Origin of the sequence: Saccharopolyspora gregorii, assembly GCF_024734405.1 — a bacterium.
GTDB lineage: Bacteria > Actinomycetota > Actinomycetes > Mycobacteriales > Pseudonocardiaceae > Saccharopolyspora_C > Saccharopolyspora_C gregorii.
This window is the reverse complement of record NZ_CP059556.1, coordinates 2,868,965-2,888,897: the sequence shown is the minus strand read 5'-3', so window position 1 is coordinate 2,888,897 and position 19,933 is coordinate 2,868,965. Positions and strand designations below refer to the sequence as shown.

The 19,933-nt window shown below is 74.3% G+C and carries 14 protein-coding genes; 5 read left to right on the top strand and 9 right to left on the bottom strand.

Annotated features, from left to right (window positions below; all coding sequences use genetic code 11):
• Window positions 1-15: 15 nt before the first annotated feature.
• A complete protein-coding gene (locus H1226_RS12415; RefSeq protein WP_258349401.1) occupies window positions 16-1,338 on the bottom strand; it encodes a M1 family metallopeptidase in 1,323 nt (440 codons plus the stop codon).
• The gene (locus tag H1226_RS12410) at window positions 1,335-5,378 is read right to left on the bottom strand and encodes a Pls/PosA family non-ribosomal peptide synthetase (protein ID WP_258349400.1); all 4,044 of its coding nucleotides are present in this window, start codon (window positions 5,376-5,378) and stop codon (window positions 1,335-1,337) included. The genes H1226_RS12415 and H1226_RS12410 overlap by 4 nt, the downstream gene beginning before the upstream one ends.
• 526 nt (window positions 5,379-5,904) lie before the next feature.
• On the opposite strand from H1226_RS12410, the gene H1226_RS12405 reads away from it, so the two are divergent.
• The 5 genes from H1226_RS12405 (at window position 5,905) to H1226_RS12385 (ending at window position 14,634) form a co-directional block, all read left to right on the top strand.
• Window positions 5,905-9,045 (top strand): tetratricopeptide repeat protein, encoded by a 3,141-nt coding sequence (locus H1226_RS12405; RefSeq protein WP_258349138.1) that lies wholly within the window; start codon window positions 5,905-5,907, stop codon window positions 9,043-9,045.
• A 110-nt stretch (window positions 9,046-9,155) separates the two neighbouring features.
• Window positions 9,156-10,880 (top strand): alpha/beta hydrolase family protein, encoded by a 1,725-nt coding sequence (locus H1226_RS12400; RefSeq protein ID WP_258349137.1) that lies wholly within the window; start codon window positions 9,156-9,158, stop codon window positions 10,878-10,880.
• A gap of 24 nt (window positions 10,881-10,904) precedes the next feature.
• Window positions 10,905-11,648: an SDR family NAD(P)-dependent oxidoreductase gene (locus H1226_RS12395; RefSeq protein ID WP_258349136.1), complete on the top strand. Its 744-nt coding sequence runs from the start codon at window positions 10,905-10,907 to the stop codon at window positions 11,646-11,648.
• 116 nt (window positions 11,649-11,764) lie between these two features.
• Window positions 11,765-12,157, top strand: a complete 393-nt coding sequence (locus H1226_RS12390; RefSeq protein WP_224959131.1) for a DUF2237 family protein — start codon at window positions 11,765-11,767, stop codon at window positions 12,155-12,157.
• A 398-nt stretch (window positions 12,158-12,555) separates the two neighbouring features.
• Window positions 12,556-14,634, top strand: coding sequence for a bifunctional diguanylate cyclase/phosphohydrolase (locus H1226_RS12385; RefSeq protein WP_258349135.1), 2,079 nt, complete (start codon window positions 12,556-12,558; stop codon window positions 14,632-14,634).
• Here the strand turns inward: H1226_RS12385 and H1226_RS12380 are convergent.
• From H1226_RS12380 to H1226_RS12350, 7 genes are all read right to left on the bottom strand, one after another.
• A complete protein-coding gene (locus tag H1226_RS12380; protein ID WP_258349134.1) occupies window positions 14,631-15,263 on the bottom strand; it encodes a hypothetical protein in 633 nt (210 codons plus the stop codon). The two genes, H1226_RS12385 and H1226_RS12380, sit on opposite strands and share 4 nt — an antisense overlap.
• Window positions 15,260-15,631, bottom strand: a complete 372-nt coding sequence (locus H1226_RS12375; RefSeq protein ID WP_258349133.1) for a YbaB/EbfC family nucleoid-associated protein — start codon at window positions 15,629-15,631, stop codon at window positions 15,260-15,262. Before H1226_RS12375 ends, H1226_RS12380 begins: the two co-directional genes overlap by 4 nt.
• Window positions 15,632-15,641: 10 nt before the next feature.
• Window positions 15,642-16,277, bottom strand: a complete 636-nt coding sequence (locus tag H1226_RS12370; protein WP_258349132.1) for a WXG100 family type VII secretion target — start codon at window positions 16,275-16,277, stop codon at window positions 15,642-15,644.
• Between the two features lie 40 nt (window positions 16,278-16,317).
• Entirely contained in the window at window positions 16,318-16,698 is a 381-nt protein-coding gene (locus tag H1226_RS12365; protein WP_258349131.1) for a hypothetical protein, read from the bottom strand.
• An 83-nt stretch (window positions 16,699-16,781) separates the two neighbouring features.
• Window positions 16,782-17,462: a thiaminase II/PqqC family protein gene (locus H1226_RS12360; protein ID WP_258349130.1), complete on the bottom strand. Its 681-nt coding sequence runs from the start codon at window positions 17,460-17,462 to the stop codon at window positions 16,782-16,784.
• A 79-nt stretch (window positions 17,463-17,541) separates the two neighbouring features.
• Window positions 17,542-18,147 (bottom strand): acetoacetate decarboxylase family protein, encoded by a 606-nt coding sequence (locus tag H1226_RS12355; RefSeq protein ID WP_224956706.1) that lies wholly within the window; start codon window positions 18,145-18,147, stop codon window positions 17,542-17,544.
• A gap of 56 nt (window positions 18,148-18,203) precedes the next feature.
• Complete coding sequence (locus tag H1226_RS12350) at window positions 18,204-19,892, bottom strand: GMC family oxidoreductase N-terminal domain-containing protein (RefSeq protein WP_258349129.1); 1,689 nt, start codon at window positions 19,890-19,892, stop codon at window positions 18,204-18,206.
• Between the last annotated feature and the right edge of the window lie 41 nt (window positions 19,893-19,933).

The window sequence follows — 19,933 nt, the reverse complement described above, 5'->3', positions numbered from 1 at the left end:
GGGACGGACCGCGGGTCAGAAACCGGGGTCCGCGGGCGGTTCGGTGCCGTGCAGCCAGCCGGCGAAGAACTCGGCCAGGGAACGACCGGCGATCTCCTCGGCCAGCGCGGTGAACTCGGCGGTGCGCACCGTGCCGTGCCGGTGCTCGGCGGCCCAGCGGCGCAGCAGGCCGAAGAACGGTTCCTCGCCGAGCTCGACGCGCAGCGCGTGCAGCGCCAGCGCGCCCCGCTTGTACACGCCCTCGTCGAACAGCCGCGCCACGCCCGGATCGGCCACCCGCAGTCCGGGTTCGGCCTGCCGCATCCGCCGGTGCCAGTCGCGGGCGTGCTCGGCGGCGGTGCGCTCGCCGACGGCCTCCGCGAACAGCCACTCCGCGTAGGTCGCGAAGCCCTCGTTGAGCCAGATGTCGCGCCAATCGCCGATGGTGAGGCTGTTGCCGAACCACTGGTGTGCCAGCTCGTGCACCACCAGCCGCTCGTAGGTGCGGGTGCCGTCGAGCAGGTTCCGGCCGAACACCGCCATGCCCTGCGCCTCGATCGGCTCGTCCAGCTCGTCGTCGGTGATCACCACGACGTACTCGGCGAACGGGTACGGGCCGAACAGGCCGCACAGCACCCGCATGATCTCGTCGTGGCGGCCGAACATCTCCCGGAACGGCGCCACCAGGTGCGGCGGCACCGCGGCGCGCTGCGGCACCGGGCCGGTGGCCAGCGGCACCTCCCGGTAGCGGCCGGTGTGCACGCCCATCAGGTAGGTCGGGGTCGGTTCGGCCCGCTCGTAGACCCACCGCTCGGTGCCCGCGCCCGCCGCGCGCCGGGACACCAGGTCTCCGGTGACCAGCACCTCGAACCCGGTGTCGGCGGTGACCGCGACCCGGTAGGCGGCCTTGTCGGACGGGTGGTCGTTGCACGGGAACCAAGACGGCGCCCCGACCGGCTGGCCGGCCACCAGCGAGCCCTCGGTCAGCTCGTCCCAGCCGATGTCGCCCCACCGGCCGCGGATCGGGCTCGGGTTCCCGGCGTACCGCACCCGCACCCGGAACCGGGCGCCGCCGGCGATGGGCGCCGCCGGCCGGATGCGCAGCTTGCCCGCGCGGTGGGTGAACTTCGCGGGCCGGTCGTCGACGGTCACCCGGCGCACCCGCAGGTCCGCCAGGTCCAGGCTCAACGCGGACAGCGCCTGCCCGGCCACCGCGGTGAGCACCGCCTCCCCGGACAGCCGGTTCGGGCCGACCCGGTAGTCCAGGTCCAGGTCGTAGTGCTCCACCCGGTAGCCGCCGTTGCCGTGCTCCGGCAGGTACGAGTCCGTCGAGCGGTCCGCTCCCGGTGCGGCCGTCATGCCCGCCACGCCGAGATCGGGTTGCCGCACCAGCGCGAATCCGCGGGCACCGCGTCGCCGCGGGTGATCAGCGACCCGGGGCCGACGGTGGTGCGGGCGCCGATGGCCGCGCCGGGCAGCACGATGCCGTGCGGCCCCAGCGTCGCGCCCTGCTCCAGCGCCACCTCGTCCATGCTCATGATCCGATCATGGAACAGGTGGGTCTGCACCACGCACCCCCGGTTGACCGCGGCGCCCCTGCCGATGCGCACCAGGTCGGCCTCGGGCAGCCAGTAGGTCTCCACCCACGCGCCGCGCCCGATGCGCGCGCCCATGGTGCGCAACCACATCGACAGCAGCGGGGTGCCGGTCGCCGGGCCCGCCAGCCACGGCACCGCGAGCACCTCGACGAAGGTGTCGGCGAGCTCGCCGCGCCACACGAAGGAACTCCACAGCGGGCGCTGCCGCACCCGGAACCGGCCGATCAGCAGCCACTTCGCCGCCGTCGTCACCGCGCAGGCCAGCACGCCCGCCACCAGCAGCACGACCCCGGACAGCACCGCCGCCGCCCACGGGCCCGCGACCCGCCACACCTCGGCGAGGCCGCCGAGCACCAGCACGGCCAGCGCCGCCGACACCATCGCCGGCACGATGCGGCACAGCTCCACCAGCGCGCGGGCGAACACCAGCCGCAGCGGCGGGTCGAAGGTGCGCTCGGCGTCCGCGGCGACCTGCGCGCGCCGCAGCGGCATCGGTGGCAGGCCCAGGTACGAGGAACCCTTCTTCGCCTTCCGCGGCGTCGAGGACAACACCCCGACCAGCCCCCGCTTCGGCACCGAGCGGCCCGGCGCGGTCATCCCCGAATTGCCGAGGAACGCGCCCTTGCCGATGCGGGCCGGTGCGACGTGCAGCCAGCCGCGGGAGAGCTCGTAGGTGGCGACCATCGTGTCGTCGGCGAGGAACGCGCCGTCGGCGACCTTCGTCATCTTCGGCACCGCGAGCACCGTCGAGATCTCCGTGCCGCGCCCCACCTTCGCGCCGAGCAGCCGCAGCCACGTCGGCGTGAACGTGCTGGCGTACAGCGGGAACAGCGCGGTGCGCGCCATGCCCATCAGCCGTTCCGAAGCCCACACCTGCCAGCCGATCCGGCCGTGCACCGGGTGGTGCCCCTCGCGCAACCCGATGCCGAGGGTGCGGACCGCCACCAGCACCAGCAGCGCGTAGCCGCCGAAGCAGGCGGCCGTGGCGGCCGGGACCAGCGGCAGCACCCGCCGCACCGCGTCCTGCGCGGTGGCCGCCGCCAGCAGCTCGGGGACGACCACGGGCAGCGCGGGCAGCACCGCCAGCACCGGCACCAGCGCGAACAGCACCGAGGTCAGCCCGTACACCGCGCTCCACCGGCGGGAGCGCGGCGCCCGCTGCGCCGGCCACTTCGCCGGGGAACCGGAGGTGCGGGCCGCGGGCGAACCGGACCAGCGCTGCCGAGCGGGGATCACGCCGTGCACGGTCGATCCGGCGGCGGCCTCCGCGCCCTTGCCGACGTGCGCGCCCGGCAGCAGGGTGCTGCGCGCGCCGACCCGCGCCCCCGCGCCCACCTTGATCCGTCCGATGTGGACGATGTCGCCGTCGACCCAGTACCCGGACAGGTCCACCTCGGGTTCGACCGCCGCCCCGCGACCGATCTTGAGCAAGCCGGTGACCGGCGGCGGCGAGTGCAGGTCGACGTCGTCGCCGATCTTCGCGCCCAGCGCCTTCGCGTAGTGCGTGGTCCAGAACGCGCCGGAGACCGCGCTCGCCCCGCACCGCTGGTCCCACTGCTGCGCGGCCCACAACCGCAGGTGCACGCCGCCGCCGCGCGGGTAGGTGCCCGGCCGGACCCGGTGCAGCAGCAGCCGGATGCCGCTGACCGCGAGCGCGATCCGGCCCGGCGGGCTGAACAGCACCAGCCACGCCACCAGCAGCAGCCACCAGGACACCCGCGGCGCCCACGGCGCTCCCGCCGCCGCCAGCAGCGTGCCGCCCGCGGCCAGCACCGCGGTCCAGCGCAGCCCGGTGAGCGTGCTCAGCGGCACCAGCATCGCGAGCTGCGCCCAGCCCATCCGCCGCGGCACCTCGGCGATCTCGCGCCGGTCGGCGGTCACCGCGTCCAGCTCGTCGAGCTGCGCGGCCAGCTCGCCGAGGCGCGGGTGCTGGTAGACGTCGGCGACGGAGACCTGCGGGTGCCGGGTGCGCAACCTGGTGACCAGCTGCGCGGCGGCGAGGCTGCCGCCGCCGAGGGCGAAGAAGTCGGCACGCGGGCCGTCGGGGCGCATGCCCAGGACCTCCGCCCACTCCCCCGCCAGCCACGACTCGGTGACCGACAGCGAGCCGTCCGCCGCGGGCTCCCGGCTCGGCAGCGGCCAGGGCAGCGCGGCCCGATCGACCTTGCCGGAGGTGCGGGTCGGCAGCTCGGCCACGACCGCGAGCAGCGGCACCAGCGAAGCGGGCAGCACCTCGCGCAGCCGCCGCACCGCGTCGTCGGTGTCGAACGAGTCCTCCGCCGCCAGGTAGCCGACGAGCAGCTCGCCGCCCGCCTTCGTGCGGCGCACCGCCGCGGCGGCGCCCGCCACCCCGGGCAGGGCCTGCAGCGCGGCGTCGACCTCGCCGAGCTCGATGCGCCTGCCGCCGAGCTTGACCTGCTCGTCGGCGCGACCGACGAACACCAGCCCCTCCGGGTCGGCGCGGACCAGGTCACCGCTGCGGTAGGCCCGCTCCCAGCCCAGCGAGGGCAGCGGCGCGAACTTCTCCGCGTCCTTGGCCGCGTCCAGGTAGCGGGCCAGCCCGACGCCGCCGATGACCAGTTCGCCCTGCTCGCCCGGCCGGACCGGGCTTCCCGCGGCGTCCACGACGGCGAGCCGCCACCCGTCCAGGGGCAACCCGATCCGCACCGGTCCCGCGCCGTCGAGGCGCGCCGCGCAGGCCACCACCGTCGCCTCGGTCGGGCCATAGGTGTTCCACACCTCGCGGCCGTCGGCGACGAGCCGCTCGGCGAGCTCCGGCGGGCACGCCTCCCCGCCGAAGATCAGCAACCGCACCTCGGCCAGCGCCTCCGGCGGCCACAGCGCCGCGAGCGTCGGCACGGTGGAGACCACGCTGATCCGCCGCCGCACCAGCCACGGCCCCAGGTCCGCGCCGGTGCGCACCAAGGACCGCGGCGCGGGCACCAGGCAGGCGCCGCGCCGCCACGCCAGCCACATCTCCTCGCAGGACGCGTCGAACGCCACCGACAGCCCCGCCAGCACCCGGTCGCCCGGCCCGATCGGGTCGTCGGGGAGGAACAGCCGGGCCTCGGCGTCCGCGAACGCCGCCGCCGCGCGGTGCGGCACCGCCACACCCTTCGGGGTGCCGGTGGAACCGGAGGTGAAGATGATCCACGCGTCGTCGTCCGGGGTCGGCGCGCCACCGCGGCCACCCGGCGTGCCGAGCAGTTCCGGGGCACCGCCGGTCAGCACCGCGCACACCCCGGCCTCGCCGAACACCAGGTCCGCGCGCTCCTGCGGGTCGTCGGCGTCCACCGGCACGTAGGCCGCGCCCGCGGCGAGCACCGCCAGCACCGCCAGGTACAGCTCGGCGGTACCGGATTCGACGCGGACGCCGACCCGGTCGCCGCGGCCGACGCCGAGGTCGGTGAGCTCGCGCGCCGCGACCCGGACCCGCTCCGCCAGCTCCCGGTAGGTGAGGGTCCGCTCGCCCGCGTCCAGCGCGAGCGCGTCCGGGTGGGCGCGCGCGGTCGCGGCGAACACGTCGAGCAGGGTGCGTTCCGGCGCGGCCGGCCCGGAGTCGAACACGGCGGCGGGCGCGGCACCGGCGGCCTGCTCCGGTTCCGTTCGCCCGTCGGCCACGGCCTCCGGGACGGCCGGTTCTCCCGCTGCTCCCGGGCCGGGCCGGGTGGCCGTCCGATCGGGCTCCAGCAGGGCTCGGGCCAGCGCCGCCGCCGCGGCCGTCGACCCCGGCGAGTGCGCGAGCAGATCGGTGATGGGGGTGGTGCCCGCGGCCGGCCCGGTCCCGCGGTTCATCGACACCGTCAACGGAGCGTCCTTCCGCCCGGGTCTCCCGCAGCCGGAACTCGATCACCGTTGACGCCCATGTCCCACCCTTTTCCGCCGCCGCCCGCGGACCCCACCTCCGCGGCCGCTGAGAACGATCACATTACCCCTGGTGAGCGGCACGATCGGCGGCAGCGCCCACCGGACGTGTCCCGCTTCACCGCGTTCCGAACCGGCCGGTCAATACTCGGTGAACGTTCCTACCCGGGCAGGTGACCAGCCCCCGGCGCACTTCACCCGATGCGCGGGGGCTCGACCGCGGGCCGACCACGCACCGGACTCGGGCTCGCCCCCGAGGTGGCAGCGGATCACCGGCGCGCCAGCACGTTGAGGCGAACCTCGGATTCGATTCAGCACCGAGCGTCCCGACCCGCGCCACCACCCCGTTCCCGCACCCAGCGGTGGGCCCGGACCGATCTCACCATGGCTGGCAGCCCACCGGAACGGCTCCGGCGCGGCGGACCGGGCGCGGAAACCCGGAGCGGAACGGCGGGGAGGGGCGATGCGAGGTCGAGACCGGCACGGCACGAGCACCATCGCGCGCCCGGTGCTGGCGGACGCGCTCGCCACCGCCACCCGCAACCGGGTCTGCCTGGTGATCGCGGCGGCGGGCTGGGGCAAGACCACCGCGGTCCGCGCTTGGGCGGCGTCCGCGGGCGGCACCGCCTGGTGGTTCCCCGAGGGGGCCGGGGACGACGCGGGACGGCTGCTGGCGACGCTCGTCGACGCCGCTCGCCCGCACCTGCCCGGCCCCGTCCCGGAACCCGACCGCGGTGCCGTCCGAGAGTGGCTGCGCGAGCTGCCGGTGGACCTGCACCTGGTCGTCGACGACCTGCACGAGGCCGGGGAGCACGCGGCGGCGCTCCTCGCCGACCTGTGCCGGAGCGCTCCCCCGCGGCTGCGGATCGTACTGCTGTCCCGGCACGAACCGCCGTTCTCGCTGGAACGGCTGCGCGGGCAGGGCAAGGTCAGCGAGATCGACGCCGGGCTGCTCGCCTTCGACGCCGACGAGATCGCCGAGCTCATCGAGCGCTGCCTCGGCACCGCGGACATCGCGCTGGCCCACGAGCTCGGCGAACGCACCGGCGGCTGGCCCGCCGCGGTGTGCCGGGCCATCGACTCGCTGCGCGCCGTGCCCGAACCGCGCGGCGGCGGATTGCCACCCGCCACCCGGTTCCACCCGTACCTCGCCGAAGAAGTCCTCGACCGCGAACCGGAGCGGGCGCGGCACGCGCTGCACCGGCTGGCCGTGCTCGGCGACGTCACCCACGAGGAACAGGGCGGGGTGTTCACGGACCTGGCCCGGCGGGGACTCCTGCGGCCCGCCTCGACCGGGCGGTGGGCGCTGGTGCCGCCGCTCGCGGAGTTCCTGGCCGAACCGCGCACCGTCACCCCCGAGGTCCGCACCGCGCTGCACCGGCAGGCCGCCGACGAGCACCACCGCGCGGGCAGGCACGAACGCGCGCTGCGGCACCTCGTCGCGGCCCGCGAGACCGAGCGCTGCGCCGCGCTGCTGGTGGAGGCGGGCGCCCGGCTGCTCGACGACGGGCACGTGGACGTCGTGCTCGACGCCGCCACCCTCCTCGGCGAGCAGCACGACCAGCGGATCGCCCGCGTGGTCGGGCAGGCGCACCGGCTGCGCGGACGGTGGCCGGAAGCCGCCGCGCACTGGGCCCGCGCCGGTGACCCCGCCGAACCCGGCCTGGCGTGGCGGATCGCCGACGCCGCGCTCGCCAGGGCCGAACCCGCCGAGGCGCTCGCCGCCTGCGCCGCCGCCGCGGGCACCGCGGGCGATCCGGCCGACGAAGTGCGGCTGCACGCGACCGCCGCGCTGGCGCACCGGCTCACCGGCGACACCGCCCGCGGCGAGCAGGAGGCGCGGCGGGCCGCCGAGATCGCCGAGCAGCGCGGTCACCCGCGCACCGCACCGGTCGCCGCGCTCGCCGGTGCCGTGCTCGCCGCGGCCCGCGGCGACCAGCGCGCGGCGCGCACCGCGTGGTTCGCCGCCGCGGACGACGCCGCCGACGCGCACCTCGGCAGGCTGCACGTGCTGCGCGCGCTGCACCGCACCGAATCCGGCGAACCCGGCGCGGCGCTGGGACAGGCCGACGCGGCGCTGCGGACCGCGGAGCAGCACCACGACCCGCTGCTGCGCGCGCACGCGCTCACCCAGCGCGCCCACGCGCTGACCAGGCTCGGCAGGTTCGACGAGGCGACCGTCGCGGTGGACACGGCCTGCGAGGTGTTCGGCCGCTTCGGCACCGGGTTCCTCGCGTGGCCGCTGTGCGTGCGCGGCGACGTGCACCGCCTGCGCGGCAGGCTCGAACGCGCCCGCTCCGCCTACGAGGAGGCGCTGTCGCTGGCCGAACCCGCGCGCGACGTGCTCGCGACGAGCTCCGCACTGGTCGGGCTCGCCCGCACCCGCGCCGCCGACGACCCGGCGCGCGCCCGGCTGCTCGCCCAACGCGCCATCGACCTCGGCGAACACCTGCACGAGGTGCGCGCGCTGCTCACCCGCGGCTGGATCTCCTGGGAGGCGGGGGACGCGGAACCGGCCAGGGCGGACGCGGCGCTCGCCGCCGAGCAGGCCCGCGCCCGCGGGGACGAGCCGGGGCTGGCCGAAGCGCTCGCGCTCACCGCCGTCACCGCCACCGATCCGCTGGTGCACGGGCCCGCGCTGGACGAGGCGGTGCAGATCTGGCGCGACGGCGGCTTCGCCTTCGACGAGGCGCAGGCCCTGCTGCTGCGCCACCGCCTGGCCCCGGCGCCCGGCGGGGCGGGCGCGGTGGCCGAACTCGCCGAACGCACCTTGCTGGAGCACGGTGCCGCCCCCGACGCCCGCGCCGCCGCCGGCCCGCTGGCCGCGGTCGCCCGGCTGGCGCCGCCGGTCCTGCTGCGCGCGCTCGGCGTGTTCCGGATCGAGCACGCGGGGGTGCCGGTGCCGCGCGCGGCCTGGCAGTCCCGCAAGGCCCGCGACCTGCTGAAGATCCTCGTCGCCAAGCGGCGCCCGATGCGCCGCGAAGAGCTGATGGAACTGCTGTGGCCGGAGGTGGACCCGGTGCGCGCGGGCAACCGGCTCTCGGTGCTGCTGTCCACCGTGCGCGACGTGCTGGCCACCTCCGGCCCGGCCGCGGGATCGGTGCTGCGCACCAGCGAGACCGGCACGGTCGGTCTCGACCCGAGGTGCGTGCGCATCGACGTCGAATCGTTCCTCGCCCTCGCCGACCGGGCGTTGCAGGCCGACCGCGAGGACTCCCCCGCCGCGACCGCGCTGCTGCTGGACGCCGAGGCCGCCTACACCGGCGACTTCCTGGAGGACGACCCGTACCAGGAGTGGGCGGACGCGCTGGCCGACGAGCTGCGCACCACGCACGCCGCGCTGCTGCGGGCGCTGACCCGGCGCTCCCGCGACGAGGGCGACACCGACCGGGTGGCGCGGTTCGCGCTGCGGCTGCTGCGCGACGACCAGTACGACGAGGAGGCGCACCTCGACCTGGTCGCCACCCTGCTGCGCGCGGAACGCTTCGGCGAGGCGCGGCGGCGCTACGAGCTCTACCGCAAGCGGATGGAGGAGATCTCCATCGATCCGCGCCCGTTCCCCGGCGTTCCCGGAACTCGCCGCCCGGCTGACACCTCCGAGTGAGGATCCTGCCCGGGACGGGTGATACAAGCTCACCTCTAAGGAAACTCTAAACCGCCCTGAACTGCGGTTTCCTACTCTCGCGGAGTGCAATCCGCCCTCCCGGGGTGCTCATGAGCGCACCCGCACCGATCCGGCCGGCCACGTCCGCCGTGTCCAGGTCGAACTTCGGCTTCTCCCCGGATGGCCGGGAGATCGCGTGCATCCGCACCAGCGCCGAGGTCTCGACCTTGGAGCTGTGGTCGTTCGCCGCGCGCGGCCCCCGGCCGCACTCGTTGCGCGCCCGCCGCTTCGGCCAGCTGCCCGGGAAGGTCCGCGGCGAACCGGAACTCATCCACACCGACTCCGGTGTCGACCCGCGTGCCCAGGTGCTGCCGCTCGGTGACGGCCGGGTGCTGCTGCTGGTGAACCGCGGCGGCGGACTCGCCGAACTGGAACTCGTCGACCCGTCCGCACCGCGCGCGCACATCGTCGGCCAGGTGCGCGCCGCGGACGGCTACCTGCTGCCGAGCCCGTCGGCGGCGCAACTGGGCTTCCTGGTCGCGCAGGAGGACCCGGAACGAACGGCCGTCTGGCGACTCACCGACGGCCCGCCCGGTGTCGAGCCACTCGTGCGGCTGCCCGGTGCCGCCACTGGGGGTGTGTGGCTCGACACCGACGCGGATCTGCTGGCGCTGAACCTGACCCGGCCCGGGCAGGCCGTGGAAGGGGTGCTGGCCGATCTGCGGCGCGGCTCGTGGCAACCGCTGTTCTCGCTGTCCCCCAGCAGCGACGACCGGATCCTGCTGCACCACCAGCGGTCCAAGCTGCTGCTGGTGCGCTCCACCTCCAGCGGCGCGGACCGGGTCGGCTGGGTGCTGCTGGACGGGGCGGGCAGCGTCCGGTTCCCGGACCGGCTGTGCCCGACGCACATCCCGCTGACCGTCGACGACGGCGGGCAGCGGGTGCTGCTGCGGCGGGAATCGGGCGCGCTGTCGGCGCTCGACCTCTACGCGCCGCGGGAGGACAAGCTGACCGCGCTGACCCTGCCGCCGGGCCGCACCGGCGACCGGGCGCACCTGAACGGCAAGACGGTGCGGGTGCCGTTCTCCTCGCCCGCGCGGCCGCCGACGCTGGTCACGGTGTCGCCGAGCGGTTCCTGCTCGGCGCTGCCCGAGGAGGCCGGCCCGGAGCTGCCGCCGTGGGCCTCCGCGGACCTGCTGCGCCTCGGCGGCGGCATCGAGGCCGTCGTCTACGGCGGCACCAAGTGGCGGACCTGCGACCACGTGGTGCTCGCGCTGCACCACACCGAAGGCGAGCTGTGGCGCTGGGAGTTCCACCCGCTGTTCCAGGACCTGGCGTCGGTCGGGGTGGCCGTGATCGCGCCGAACCGCCGGTCCGACGGCGGCCGGTGGGGCGGGCCGGACCTGGCCGGGGTGATCTCGCTCGGGCACCACCTGCGCTCGCAGCGCGCCGGGCTGCCCGGACCGGTCCTGCTCGGTGGCGGGCACGGCGGGCGGCTCGCCCTGCAGGCCGCGGGCAGCACCCCTGGCCTGTGGTCGGCGTGCGCGGCGCTGGCGCCGCTGCTGGTGGAAGGCGACGAGCTGGCGCGCGCCGCCGCGGCGAACACGGCGCCGGTGCTGCTGGTGCACGGCACCGGTGACGAACTGGTGCCGGTGGACCGGGCCAGGTCGCTGCGCCACCAGCTGGCCGGACCGGCGCTGTCCGGGCCCGCGCTGCGGTACCTCGAGGTGGACGCCGGGCACGACGCCGTGGCCGCCGTGTCCGACGGCGCGCTGCGGGAGAAGGTCGTGGCGTTCTGCCGCGGCGGCCTCACCCCCTCACCCGAGGTGCGCTGAACCCCTCGGGCACACTGATCGGCCATGAGCTCCACGGTTCTGGTCCTCGGCGGCCGCAGCGAGATCGGTGTCGAACTGGCCGCCCGCCTCGTCGGCGACGGCGACCGCGAAGTGGTCCTGGCCGCGCGCCGCAGCGGCGACCTCGACGAGCAGGAGGCGCGGCTGCGCGAAGCGGGTGCGGTGGCGGTGGAACGCGTCGAGTTCGACGCCGACGACCTCGGATCGCACCGCCCGCTGCTGGACGAGCTCACCGCGCGGCACGGCTCGCTCGACGAGGTGATCGTCTCCTTCGGCGTCCTCGGCGACCAGGAGCGGGCCGAGCAGGACGCCGAGCACGCGGTGTCGATCGTGCACACCGACTACGTCGCGCACGTCTCCGTGCTCACCCACCTCGCGAACCTGTTGCGCGCCCAGGGCCGCGGCCGCCTGGTGGTGTTCTCCTCCGTCGCCGGGGTGCGGGTGCGGCGGGCCAACTACGTGTACGGGTCGGCGAAGGCCGGGCTCGACGGGTTCGCCGCCGGCCTCGCCGACGCACTGGCCGGCAGCGGCGTCCACCTGCTGGTGGTGCGGCCCGGGTTCGTCGTCGGGCGGATGACCGAGGGCATGTCCCCGGCACCGTTCTCCAGCACGCCCGGCCAGGTCGCCGACGCCGCCGCGAAGGCGCTGCGCCGGGGCCGGGTGGAGGTGTGGGTGCCGTTCGCGCTGCGGGTGCTGTTCGGGGTGCTGCGCTACGTACCGCGCCCGATCTGGCGCAGGATGCCCCGTTAGACCGCCGCGGCCACTGGACGGATACCGCTGTTCTCGCCACACTGGAACCTCATCGGGTTCCGGGCCTGAGGTGTCGGCCCGGACCGGCGTCCAGGTGTTGGAGTGAAGGTGCCCTCATGACGACCGATCGCAACGTTCTCGGTGGCGAGCTGGAGCCCTGCGGCACCGACCCGCTCACCGGTTTCTACCGCGACGGATGCTGCTCGACCGGACCGGAGGACGTCGGCGAGCACACGGTGTGCGCCGTGGTCTCCACCGAATTCCTGGTGCAGCAGCAGGAAACGGGCAACGACCTGGTGACGCCGCGCCCCGAGCACGGGTTCGCCGGGTTGCAGCCGGGTGACCGCTGGTGCGTGTGCGCGTCGCGCTGGCTGGAGGCGTACTCGGCGGGGGCGGCGCCGCCGGTGCTGCTGGCCGCCACGCACGCGAAGGCCATCGAGGTGGTGCCGCTGAGCGCGCTGCGCGAGCACGCGGTGGACGTGCCCGCGGATCCGAGCGCGCTGACCTGATCGCGGGGGCCGGCCGGCGCCCCGTCCTCGTTCCGGCGCTCCGGCGGTCGGGGGTGCCGCGGCTCCCCTTGCTCGGTTGCGCCGCACCGGTCCGCCGGGTCCCGTCACGGGCCGCGGCAGCGTCCGGCGGTGAGGAATTTCCCCACGATCGCCGTGCAGCGGTGCGTCCACTGTGCACCGCACCCGGGCGGGACGATCATCGCTCGGACGAACCGTCCACGGCGGCGGACCGTCCACATCGCGCACCGGCGCGGGCGGATTCCGGCCACGATCCACGTGTTCCCCGGGCCGGGACCGCGCCACTAAGGTGGTGTCGATCTTCGGCGGACCCGCTCCGCACCGCGCGGAACCACGCGGACGCGTCGCCGATCGGCCGGGTCCCGAGTGGAGAGGCACCGATGATCAGCACCGTCCGCCGGACGTTCGGCGGCCTCGGATGGCCGGGTTATCCGATCGGCTGCGCGCTGGTCGCGCTGGTCTACTTCGCGCTCGCGGGCGTCGACGGCACCGGTGCGCTGCGCATCGTGCTGTACTGCGGGATCAGCGCCTCCGCCGTTCCGGCGCTGCTGCTGGGTGTGCGCCGGTACCGGCCGCGGTGGCAGCTGCCGTGGCTGCTGATCGCCGCCAGCCAGACCGTGTACTTCTTCGCCGACGCGAGCTTCTACACCGCGCACTACCTGCTGGGCATCACCACGTTCCCGTTCGTGGCCGACGTGCTGTACCTGTCGCACTACCCGCTGATCGTCGCCGGGGTGCTGCTGCTGATCCGGGCCCGCGCGCCGCGGCGCGACCTGCCGAGCCTGATCGACGCGACCGTGCTGGGCGTGGCAGCGGCGCTGCTGTCCTGGCTGTACCTGATCCAGCCGTTGACCAGCGCGGACGAGTCGACGCTGACGACCTCGGCGTACGTGGCGTACCCGGTGCTGGACCTGGCGCTGCTGGCGGTGGGGCTGCGGCTGCTGCTCGACCCCGGGCCGCGGCCGCCGGCGTTCTTCCTGCTGGTGGCGAACCTGCTGGCGTTCCTCGGCGCCGACTCGATCTACGTGCTGCAACGCATCGACGGCAGCTACGCGGCGGGCAACTTCCTGGACGTGCTGTGGCTGGCAGGCAACATCGCGCTCGGCGCCGCCGGGTTGCACCCGACGATGGCGGCGGTGGCCCAGGCCGGACCCGGCAAGGACCTGAACCTGAGCCCGCTGCGGGTCACGATGCTCGCGGCCGCCTCGCTCATCGCACCGGGCGTGCTGGTGCTGGAGAACTCGCGGGTGTCCGAAGGCTCGGTGAACGCGATCGCGGTGGCGTGCGCGGTGCTGTTCCTGCTCACCCTCGGCAGGCTCGTGGTGATGGTCTCCGAGCAGCGCAGGCTCGCGGTGACCGACTCGCTCACCGGGCTGCACACCCGCCGGTACTTCGAGGCGGAACTGCCGAAAGCGCTGGCGCGGGCGGGGCGCACCCGCACCCGGCTCGCCGTGTTCATCGCCGACATCGACCACTTCAAGGCCATCAACGACCGGTACGGGCATCCCGTCGGGGACCGGGTGCTGCTGGAGGTCTCGGCGCGACTGCGCGCGGTGGTCCGCGAAGGTGACGTGCTGGCCCGCTACGGGGGCGAGGAGTTCGCGCTGCTGGCCACCGACGTCGCACCGGAGGACGTGCCCGCGATCGCCGAACGGCTGCGGAACGCGATCGCCCGCGAACCCGTCGCCCGCGCCGAACGGGCGAGCATCGCGGTCACCACCTCCGTCGGAGCCGCCCTCGCCGACGGCCACCAGGACGACCCGGTGCGCATCGTCGCCGCCGCCGACCGCGCGCTGTACGCGGCGAAGGCCGAAGGCCGCGACCGGATCTCCGTCGGCGATCGGCCCGGCTCGGCGTCGGAGCACACCGCCTCGCTGGGCTACCTGCACGCCGTCAGCGACCTGGTCGACCGGCACCTGTCCTCGCACTCGCACGGCCGCGCCGTCGGCTCCTACGCCCGGATCGTGTGCGAGGCCATGGGTGCGGCGGCGGGCACCGTGCAGGACGCGGAACTCGCGGGACGGCTGCACGACGTCGGCAAGATCGTGATCCCGGCGTCGGTGCTGGGCAAACCCGCCGCGCTCGACGACGCCGAATGGGCGCTGCTGCGCGAGCACCCCGACCACGGCTACCGGCTGGTGCGCGCGGTGCCGGACCTGGACGACATCGCCGAGATCGTGCGCCAGCACCACGAGCGCTGGGACGGCAAGGGCTATCCGCTGGGGCTGCGCGGCGAGGAGATCCGCTTGGAGGCGCGGATCGTGTCGGTGTGCGACGCGTGGGCGACGATGCTCGCCGATCGGCCGTACCGGCGCACCCTCACCGTGGACGAGGCGGTGCAGGAGCTGCGCGACGGCAGCGGTACGCAGTTCGACCCCGGCGTGGTGGACGCCTTCCTGCGCCTGCACGAGGCGGGCGAGATCCACCAGCTGCCGCCGCTCCCCGCCGTCGTCGACTAGCGCGGCGGACCCAGCTCCTGGTGCAGGTGCCGGGCGATGGCGTGGACGGCGCGTTCGAGGTCTTCGGGTGGCGGTGGGGAGGTGGGGGTGCCGTCCAAGTTCTCGCCCCTGCCCCTGAAGTGGACGGTGACCTCGGCGTTGGCCTGCCTGAAATAGACGATGACGATCCGCTTCCCATCGATCACCCGGTTGCACTGCAGCGTCACGTCACCCAGCCGCTGAGCTGCCGGGGCAGGGCTCAAGTAGCGGTCCCGGCTCTTCCCGTCCGATCCCGCGCGGGCCAGTTCGAGGTCCGGCGCACCGGTGTCCTTGAGCGCCAAGCCGACGTCGACCTCGAGCCGCGTCCACGCCAGTTCGCCCCATCCGGCGGGACTGGCGTTGTCCCAACCGCAGTGCTGCGACAGGAAGTCCCTGGGCTGGTCCGGATCGGGGGCGTGCTGCCGACCCGACATCGGGGCCGCCGATCCGACGAGGGACGCCACGAGCGCGGGCGGTACGTCCGCGCACGGATGGAGCAGGTGCCGGTAACCCGGTTCCTCCGGCGTCGTCAGCGCGCACGACGTGCCCAGCAACGCCGCCAGCACCACGATCGCGCTCGCCCGCACCACGCCGCGCACCGACCTGCTCACCAATCCGACTCGAGGAAGCTTCGCCGCGAAAAGTCCTCTTCCTCAACAGGTTCCAACGGCTCGCGACCGCTCACCGGACGTTCTGGCCGCTCCGCGTCGAAGTCCAGCTCCTCCGCCGCTCGGCGCGCGGCGGTGCTGGCCTCGACGACCTCCGAGGCCAACTCGGTCTCGCCATAACGGCTGCAGGCCCCGGGAGCCAACCGGACCTCTTCGACCCGCCCCAGCGAGTCCACCACAACGGTGACGCCACCGGACGAGGAGACGCCCGTGAACCGGCCGTCGAGCACCGCCTGCGGGTCCGCCCGCACCTTCGGCATGTTTCGCCCGAGTTGCGCCATCGCCTCCTCGATCCGCGCCTGCGCGTCCACCTGATCTCCTTCACTTGATCGCATCGATTGCCATCCTGCACTCCCGGACCACCCCGGACACTGCTTTCTGCCTGCTCGCAATGCCTTTGACGATCGCCATGGCAGCGGACACAGCAGCGAGGATCGCCGTGATCACCGCAGCGATCAGGGCGATGATTTTGCTGACGGTCGGGTCGGGAAATGCGAATGCCGCAGCCGCCACCCCGGCGACCGCGGAGATCACGCTGCCCAATGCGGTGATGGTCGTGATCGTCTCGGTCAGTGCTTCTTCCAGCGCTCCGGCCAATTCGATCAATGCCTCCGACATGCGGTCCGCCGGTCCGAGGACCTTCTCGATCGTCGAACGCAGCCGCTCCAGTCGCTCGCTGAAGGCGATGAAGTCCCGTCCCCGCCAACCTTGGCCGATGTATTCGCGGGTGACCTCGAGGGAGTTCACCGCTGCCCCGGCAGCCGTGCGAATGCTCTCCGTTCGAGAGCTGTCCGCCCAGCTCTTCCTCGCGACCTCGCGAATCCTGGCCAGGTCCAACTCCCGGACGGCGACCAGCTGCCCGGTGATGGGGTTGATCCCCTGCCCCGGCCCCGCTGGGGGCAACAGCTTCACCACGGAGTCGAAGTCCCCGGTGACCTGCCAGAAGTCGGTGGACACGTGATCGAGGGGATTGCGCACGCCCGTCCTCCCCCGCCCGCTACCGCGGGCCCTCGTCGAGCTGTCGCCGCACCCGTCCCAGGTCGTCCACCATCTGCTGTTCCCTGGCCAGGTACTCCTCGGCGGAACGTTGGACGTCGAGGGCCAACCGCTCGGCCATCTCCTGCGCGACCTGCCGGAATTCGTCGACGGCGACTAGGCAGTCCCGGTAGGGGCCGCGGACCTGCTGCGCCACCTGCATGTGCACGTAGTTGAGCGGATCGACCATCGCCTGTTCCTCCGTCGGCGCCGGCACCGCGTCCTCCAGCGCCGCATCGGATCGGAAGTCCGTTCCGCCCATCCCGATGATGTCGCCGGCTTCCCTGATCCGGCCGGCGGCAGCGAGCATCACCTCGTGCGTGGCCGCGATCGACTCGCTCACCCGTCTCCTCCGAACGTCTCCGCTGGAAATTCGGGCACGACCCTAACGGCTGCGGATCGGCGGGTGTCCACGCCGGACGGTGCTCACTCGTTCGGCGCAGCGGTTCCGAGTTCGTCGGGGAGGGTGTTCCAGAACATGAGCTCGTAGTCCTGGAACAGGCGCGCGTACTCGCGGGCGCGGGACTCGGTGATGCGGCCCGCGTCGAGCTCGGCCTGCACCGCCGCTTCCGCTTGCTCGTCGGCGCCCGGCACCGGGGTGCCGAACAGGTCGAAGAACTCGCAGTCCGCATCGGACAGTCCGTACCTGCTGCGCAGCGCCTGGGCCACCTCCGCGCAGTAGGCGCCGAACGCGGCGAAGTTCGACACGATCGCCACCGCCGCGTCCCCGGGCTCGGCGTGCAGGGCGAGCCACGACATGTACGCGGGGTAGGCCTGGCAGCCCGCCTTCGGCCGGTAGTCGGCGACGTCCTGCTCGCTCCAGCCCAGCGCCGCCGACAGCTTCGGCAGCGCGCCCAGCGCCGCCCCCTCCCCCGCGGCGAGCCCGGCGAAGAACTCGCGGGTGGGCCGGTCCGCTGCGCGCGCGGACAGGGTGAGGAAGCTGCGCCAGTCGCACGGCACGATGCGGGACTCCTCCGCCGCCAGCGCGGCCAGCACCGACCTCGGCGCGGCACCGTCCCGCACCAGCGGCACCAGCCGGTTCTCCCCCTCCCTCGGGGCGAGTTCGCGGTGAATCGAGTCCAGCAGGGCGCGCGCGGAACCGGTCATGGCTCCCATGATCCCACGAACGCCCCGCACCGCGAACCGGAATCCCGTGCCCGCAACGGAAGAACCGGGAGGAAGCGGATCAGCCGGACGCCGCGCCGAAGCTCATCGAGAAGTCGGTGAGCGCCGCGCTCGCCACCGGCCGCCGCCCGTCCAGCCACGCCAGCGGCCCGTCCGGATCGAACCGCCACACCGCCGAGCACCAGGTCAGCCCGGCCGATCCGCGCACCGGGGACTGCTGGAACTCGTGCAGGTCCTGGGCGACGCGGTAGGCGAACGGCCAGCGACCGGGCACCCGGGCCAACCGGGAGAAACCGGCGGAGGCGATGCCCCCGGCCGCGCACGAGGTGACCCGCGCGCCGGTGCGCCTGCGGAACTCCGCGCTCTCCTTGGGGATCCCCCACAGCTCGCGCCCGCCCCGCAAGGATTCCGGGCTGTCCACCCAGATCTGGCTGATGTGCACCCGCGGCACCGCGCCGTCGCGCACCAGGACGGCCACGAGCAGCTCGTCGTACTCCAGGACGCTGCCCGGCCCGTAGCGCACCCACGCGGTGCCGACGAGACCGCGGTCGCCGATCAGCACCGGTGGCGTCTCCAGCGGCACTCCCGGCAGCTCCACCTCCGGCAGCGACCACAGCGACAGGTGCAGGTCGCCGTGCAGCTCCCACGGTTCTGGTGGATAGGTCATCCGTTCTCCTGTTCGGGCAAGGACTTCCACGGGCGGGATCTCCCGCCCCAGCAACATCAGATCGGGCTCAGCGGCAGCCGCAGCGCCCCCGGTGCCGCCGCTGGCACCACGGGGGCCGACGGGACGCTGGGCTCGACCGGCCGGTACGGCTCACCCAGCTCGGGGCGGCGGTCCGGTTCGCCCTTGTTCGGCCACATCGCCATCGCCCGCTCCGCCTGCGCGGTGATGGTCAGCGACGGGTTCACCCCCAGGTTCGCCGAGATCGTCGAGCCGTCGACCACGTGCAGCCCCGGGTGCCCGTAGAGCCGGTGGTAGGCGTCGACCACGCCGTGCTCGGCGTCGGAGCCGATGGCGCAGCCGCCGATGAAGTGCCCGGTGATGGGGATGTTCGCCAGGTCCGCCCAGCTGCCCGCGGGCACCCCGTCGATCTTCTCGGCGACCGAGCGGGCCGCGGCGTGCCCGGCGGGGATCCACGTCGGGTTCGGTTCCCCGTCGCCCTGCTCGCTGCTGAGCTTGCGCCCGAACAGGCCCCGCTTGGTGCGCAGCGTCAGCGAGTTGTCCACCGCCTGCATCACCAGCAGCACGATCGTCTGCTGCGACCAGCGGCGCGGCGAGTGTAGCGTCGGCAGGTCGCGCCAGTGGCGCAGCATGTGCCGCAGCCCCAGCAGGAACCGGTTGCGGCCGGGCTTCGGGTCGACCAGCGCGGCCTCCAGCAGCGCCAGCAGGTTGCTGCCCTTGCCGTAGCGGACCGGTTCGATGTGCGTCGACGCGTCCGGGTGCAGCGAGGACGTGATGGTGACGCCTTCGCTGTAGTCGCGGTCGTCGCCGCGGGCGCGGGCGGCGAGGATCTGCTCGGAGTTCGTGCGGCTCAGCAGGCCCAGCCGGGACGAGATCCCGGGCAGCGCACCGGTGTCCCGCATCCGGTGCAGCAGCTTCTGGGTGCCCAGCGCCGACGCGGAGAACACCACTTCCCGCGCGGTGAACGTGCGGCGCCGCTTGCGCAGCCGGCGGCCGGTGCGCACCGTGGAGACCGCGTAGCCGCCGCCGGGCAGCGGGCGCACCTCCGTCACCGTGGTCAGCGGGTGCACTTCGGCGCCGGCGTTCTCGGCCAGGTGCAGGTAGTTCTTCGCGACGGTGTTCTTCGCGCCGTGCCTGCACCCGGTCATGCACTCGCCGCAGTGCAGGCAGCCCCGCCGCTGCGGCCCGGCGCCGCCGAAGTACGGGTCCTCGGCGGTGGCACCGGGTTCGCCGAAGTACACGCCGACCTGCGCGCGGTGGAAGGTGCCCGCGATGCCGAGGTCTTCGGCGGCGGCGCGCATCGCCTCGTCGGCCGGGGTGTCGCGCGGGTTCTCGGCGACGCCGAGCATTCGCTTCGCCTGGTCGTAGTAGGGCGCGAGTTCGCGGCGCCAGTCGGTGATGCCGGCCCACTGCGGGTGCGCGTAGAACTCCTCCGGCGGTTCGTAGAGGGTGTTGGCGTACACCAGGGATCCGCCGCCGACCCCGGCGCCGCTGAGGATCAGCACGTCCTTGAGCAGGTCGAACCGGAAGATGCCGTAGCAGCCGAGCTTCGGCAGGTACAGGTAGTCGCGCAGCCGCCAGGAGGTCTTCGGGAAGTCCTCGTCGCGGAACCGCCTGCCCGCCTCCACCACCCCGACCCGGTAGCCCTTCTCGGTCAGGCGCAGCGCGGACACTCCGCCGCCGAAGCCGGATCCGATGACGAGCACGTCGTAGTCGTGGTCGGGCATGTGCGCACCTCTCAGGGGGTCCGGGCCGCCGTCGGCCCGCT

Coding starts and splice junctions, on each gene's coding strand:
- H1226_RS12390 (WP_224959131.1), top strand. CDS start 11,765: ATGACGACCGATCGCAACGTTCTCGGTGGCGAGCTGGAGCCCTGCGGC.
- H1226_RS12405 (WP_258349138.1), top strand. CDS start 5,905: ATGCGAGGTCGAGACCGGCACGGCACGAGCACCATCGCGCGCCCGGTG.
- H1226_RS12385 (WP_258349135.1), top strand. CDS start 12,556: ATGATCAGCACCGTCCGCCGGACGTTCGGCGGCCTCGGATGGCCGGGT.
- H1226_RS12355 (WP_224956706.1), bottom strand. CDS start 18,147: ATGACCTATCCACCAGAACCGTGGGAGCTGCACGGCGACCTGCACCTG.
- H1226_RS12360 (WP_258349130.1), bottom strand. CDS start 17,462: ATGACCGGTTCCGCGCGCGCCCTGCTGGACTCGATTCACCGCGAACTC.
- H1226_RS12400 (WP_258349137.1), top strand. CDS start 9,156: ATGAGCGCACCCGCACCGATCCGGCCGGCCACGTCCGCCGTGTCCAGG.
- H1226_RS12350 (WP_258349129.1), bottom strand. CDS start 19,892: ATGCCCGACCACGACTACGACGTGCTCGTCATCGGATCCGGCTTCGGC.
- H1226_RS12395 (WP_258349136.1), top strand. CDS start 10,905: ATGAGCTCCACGGTTCTGGTCCTCGGCGGCCGCAGCGAGATCGGTGTC.
- H1226_RS12415 (WP_258349401.1), bottom strand. CDS start 1,338: ATGACGGCCGCACCGGGAGCGGACCGCTCGACGGACTCGTACCTGCCG.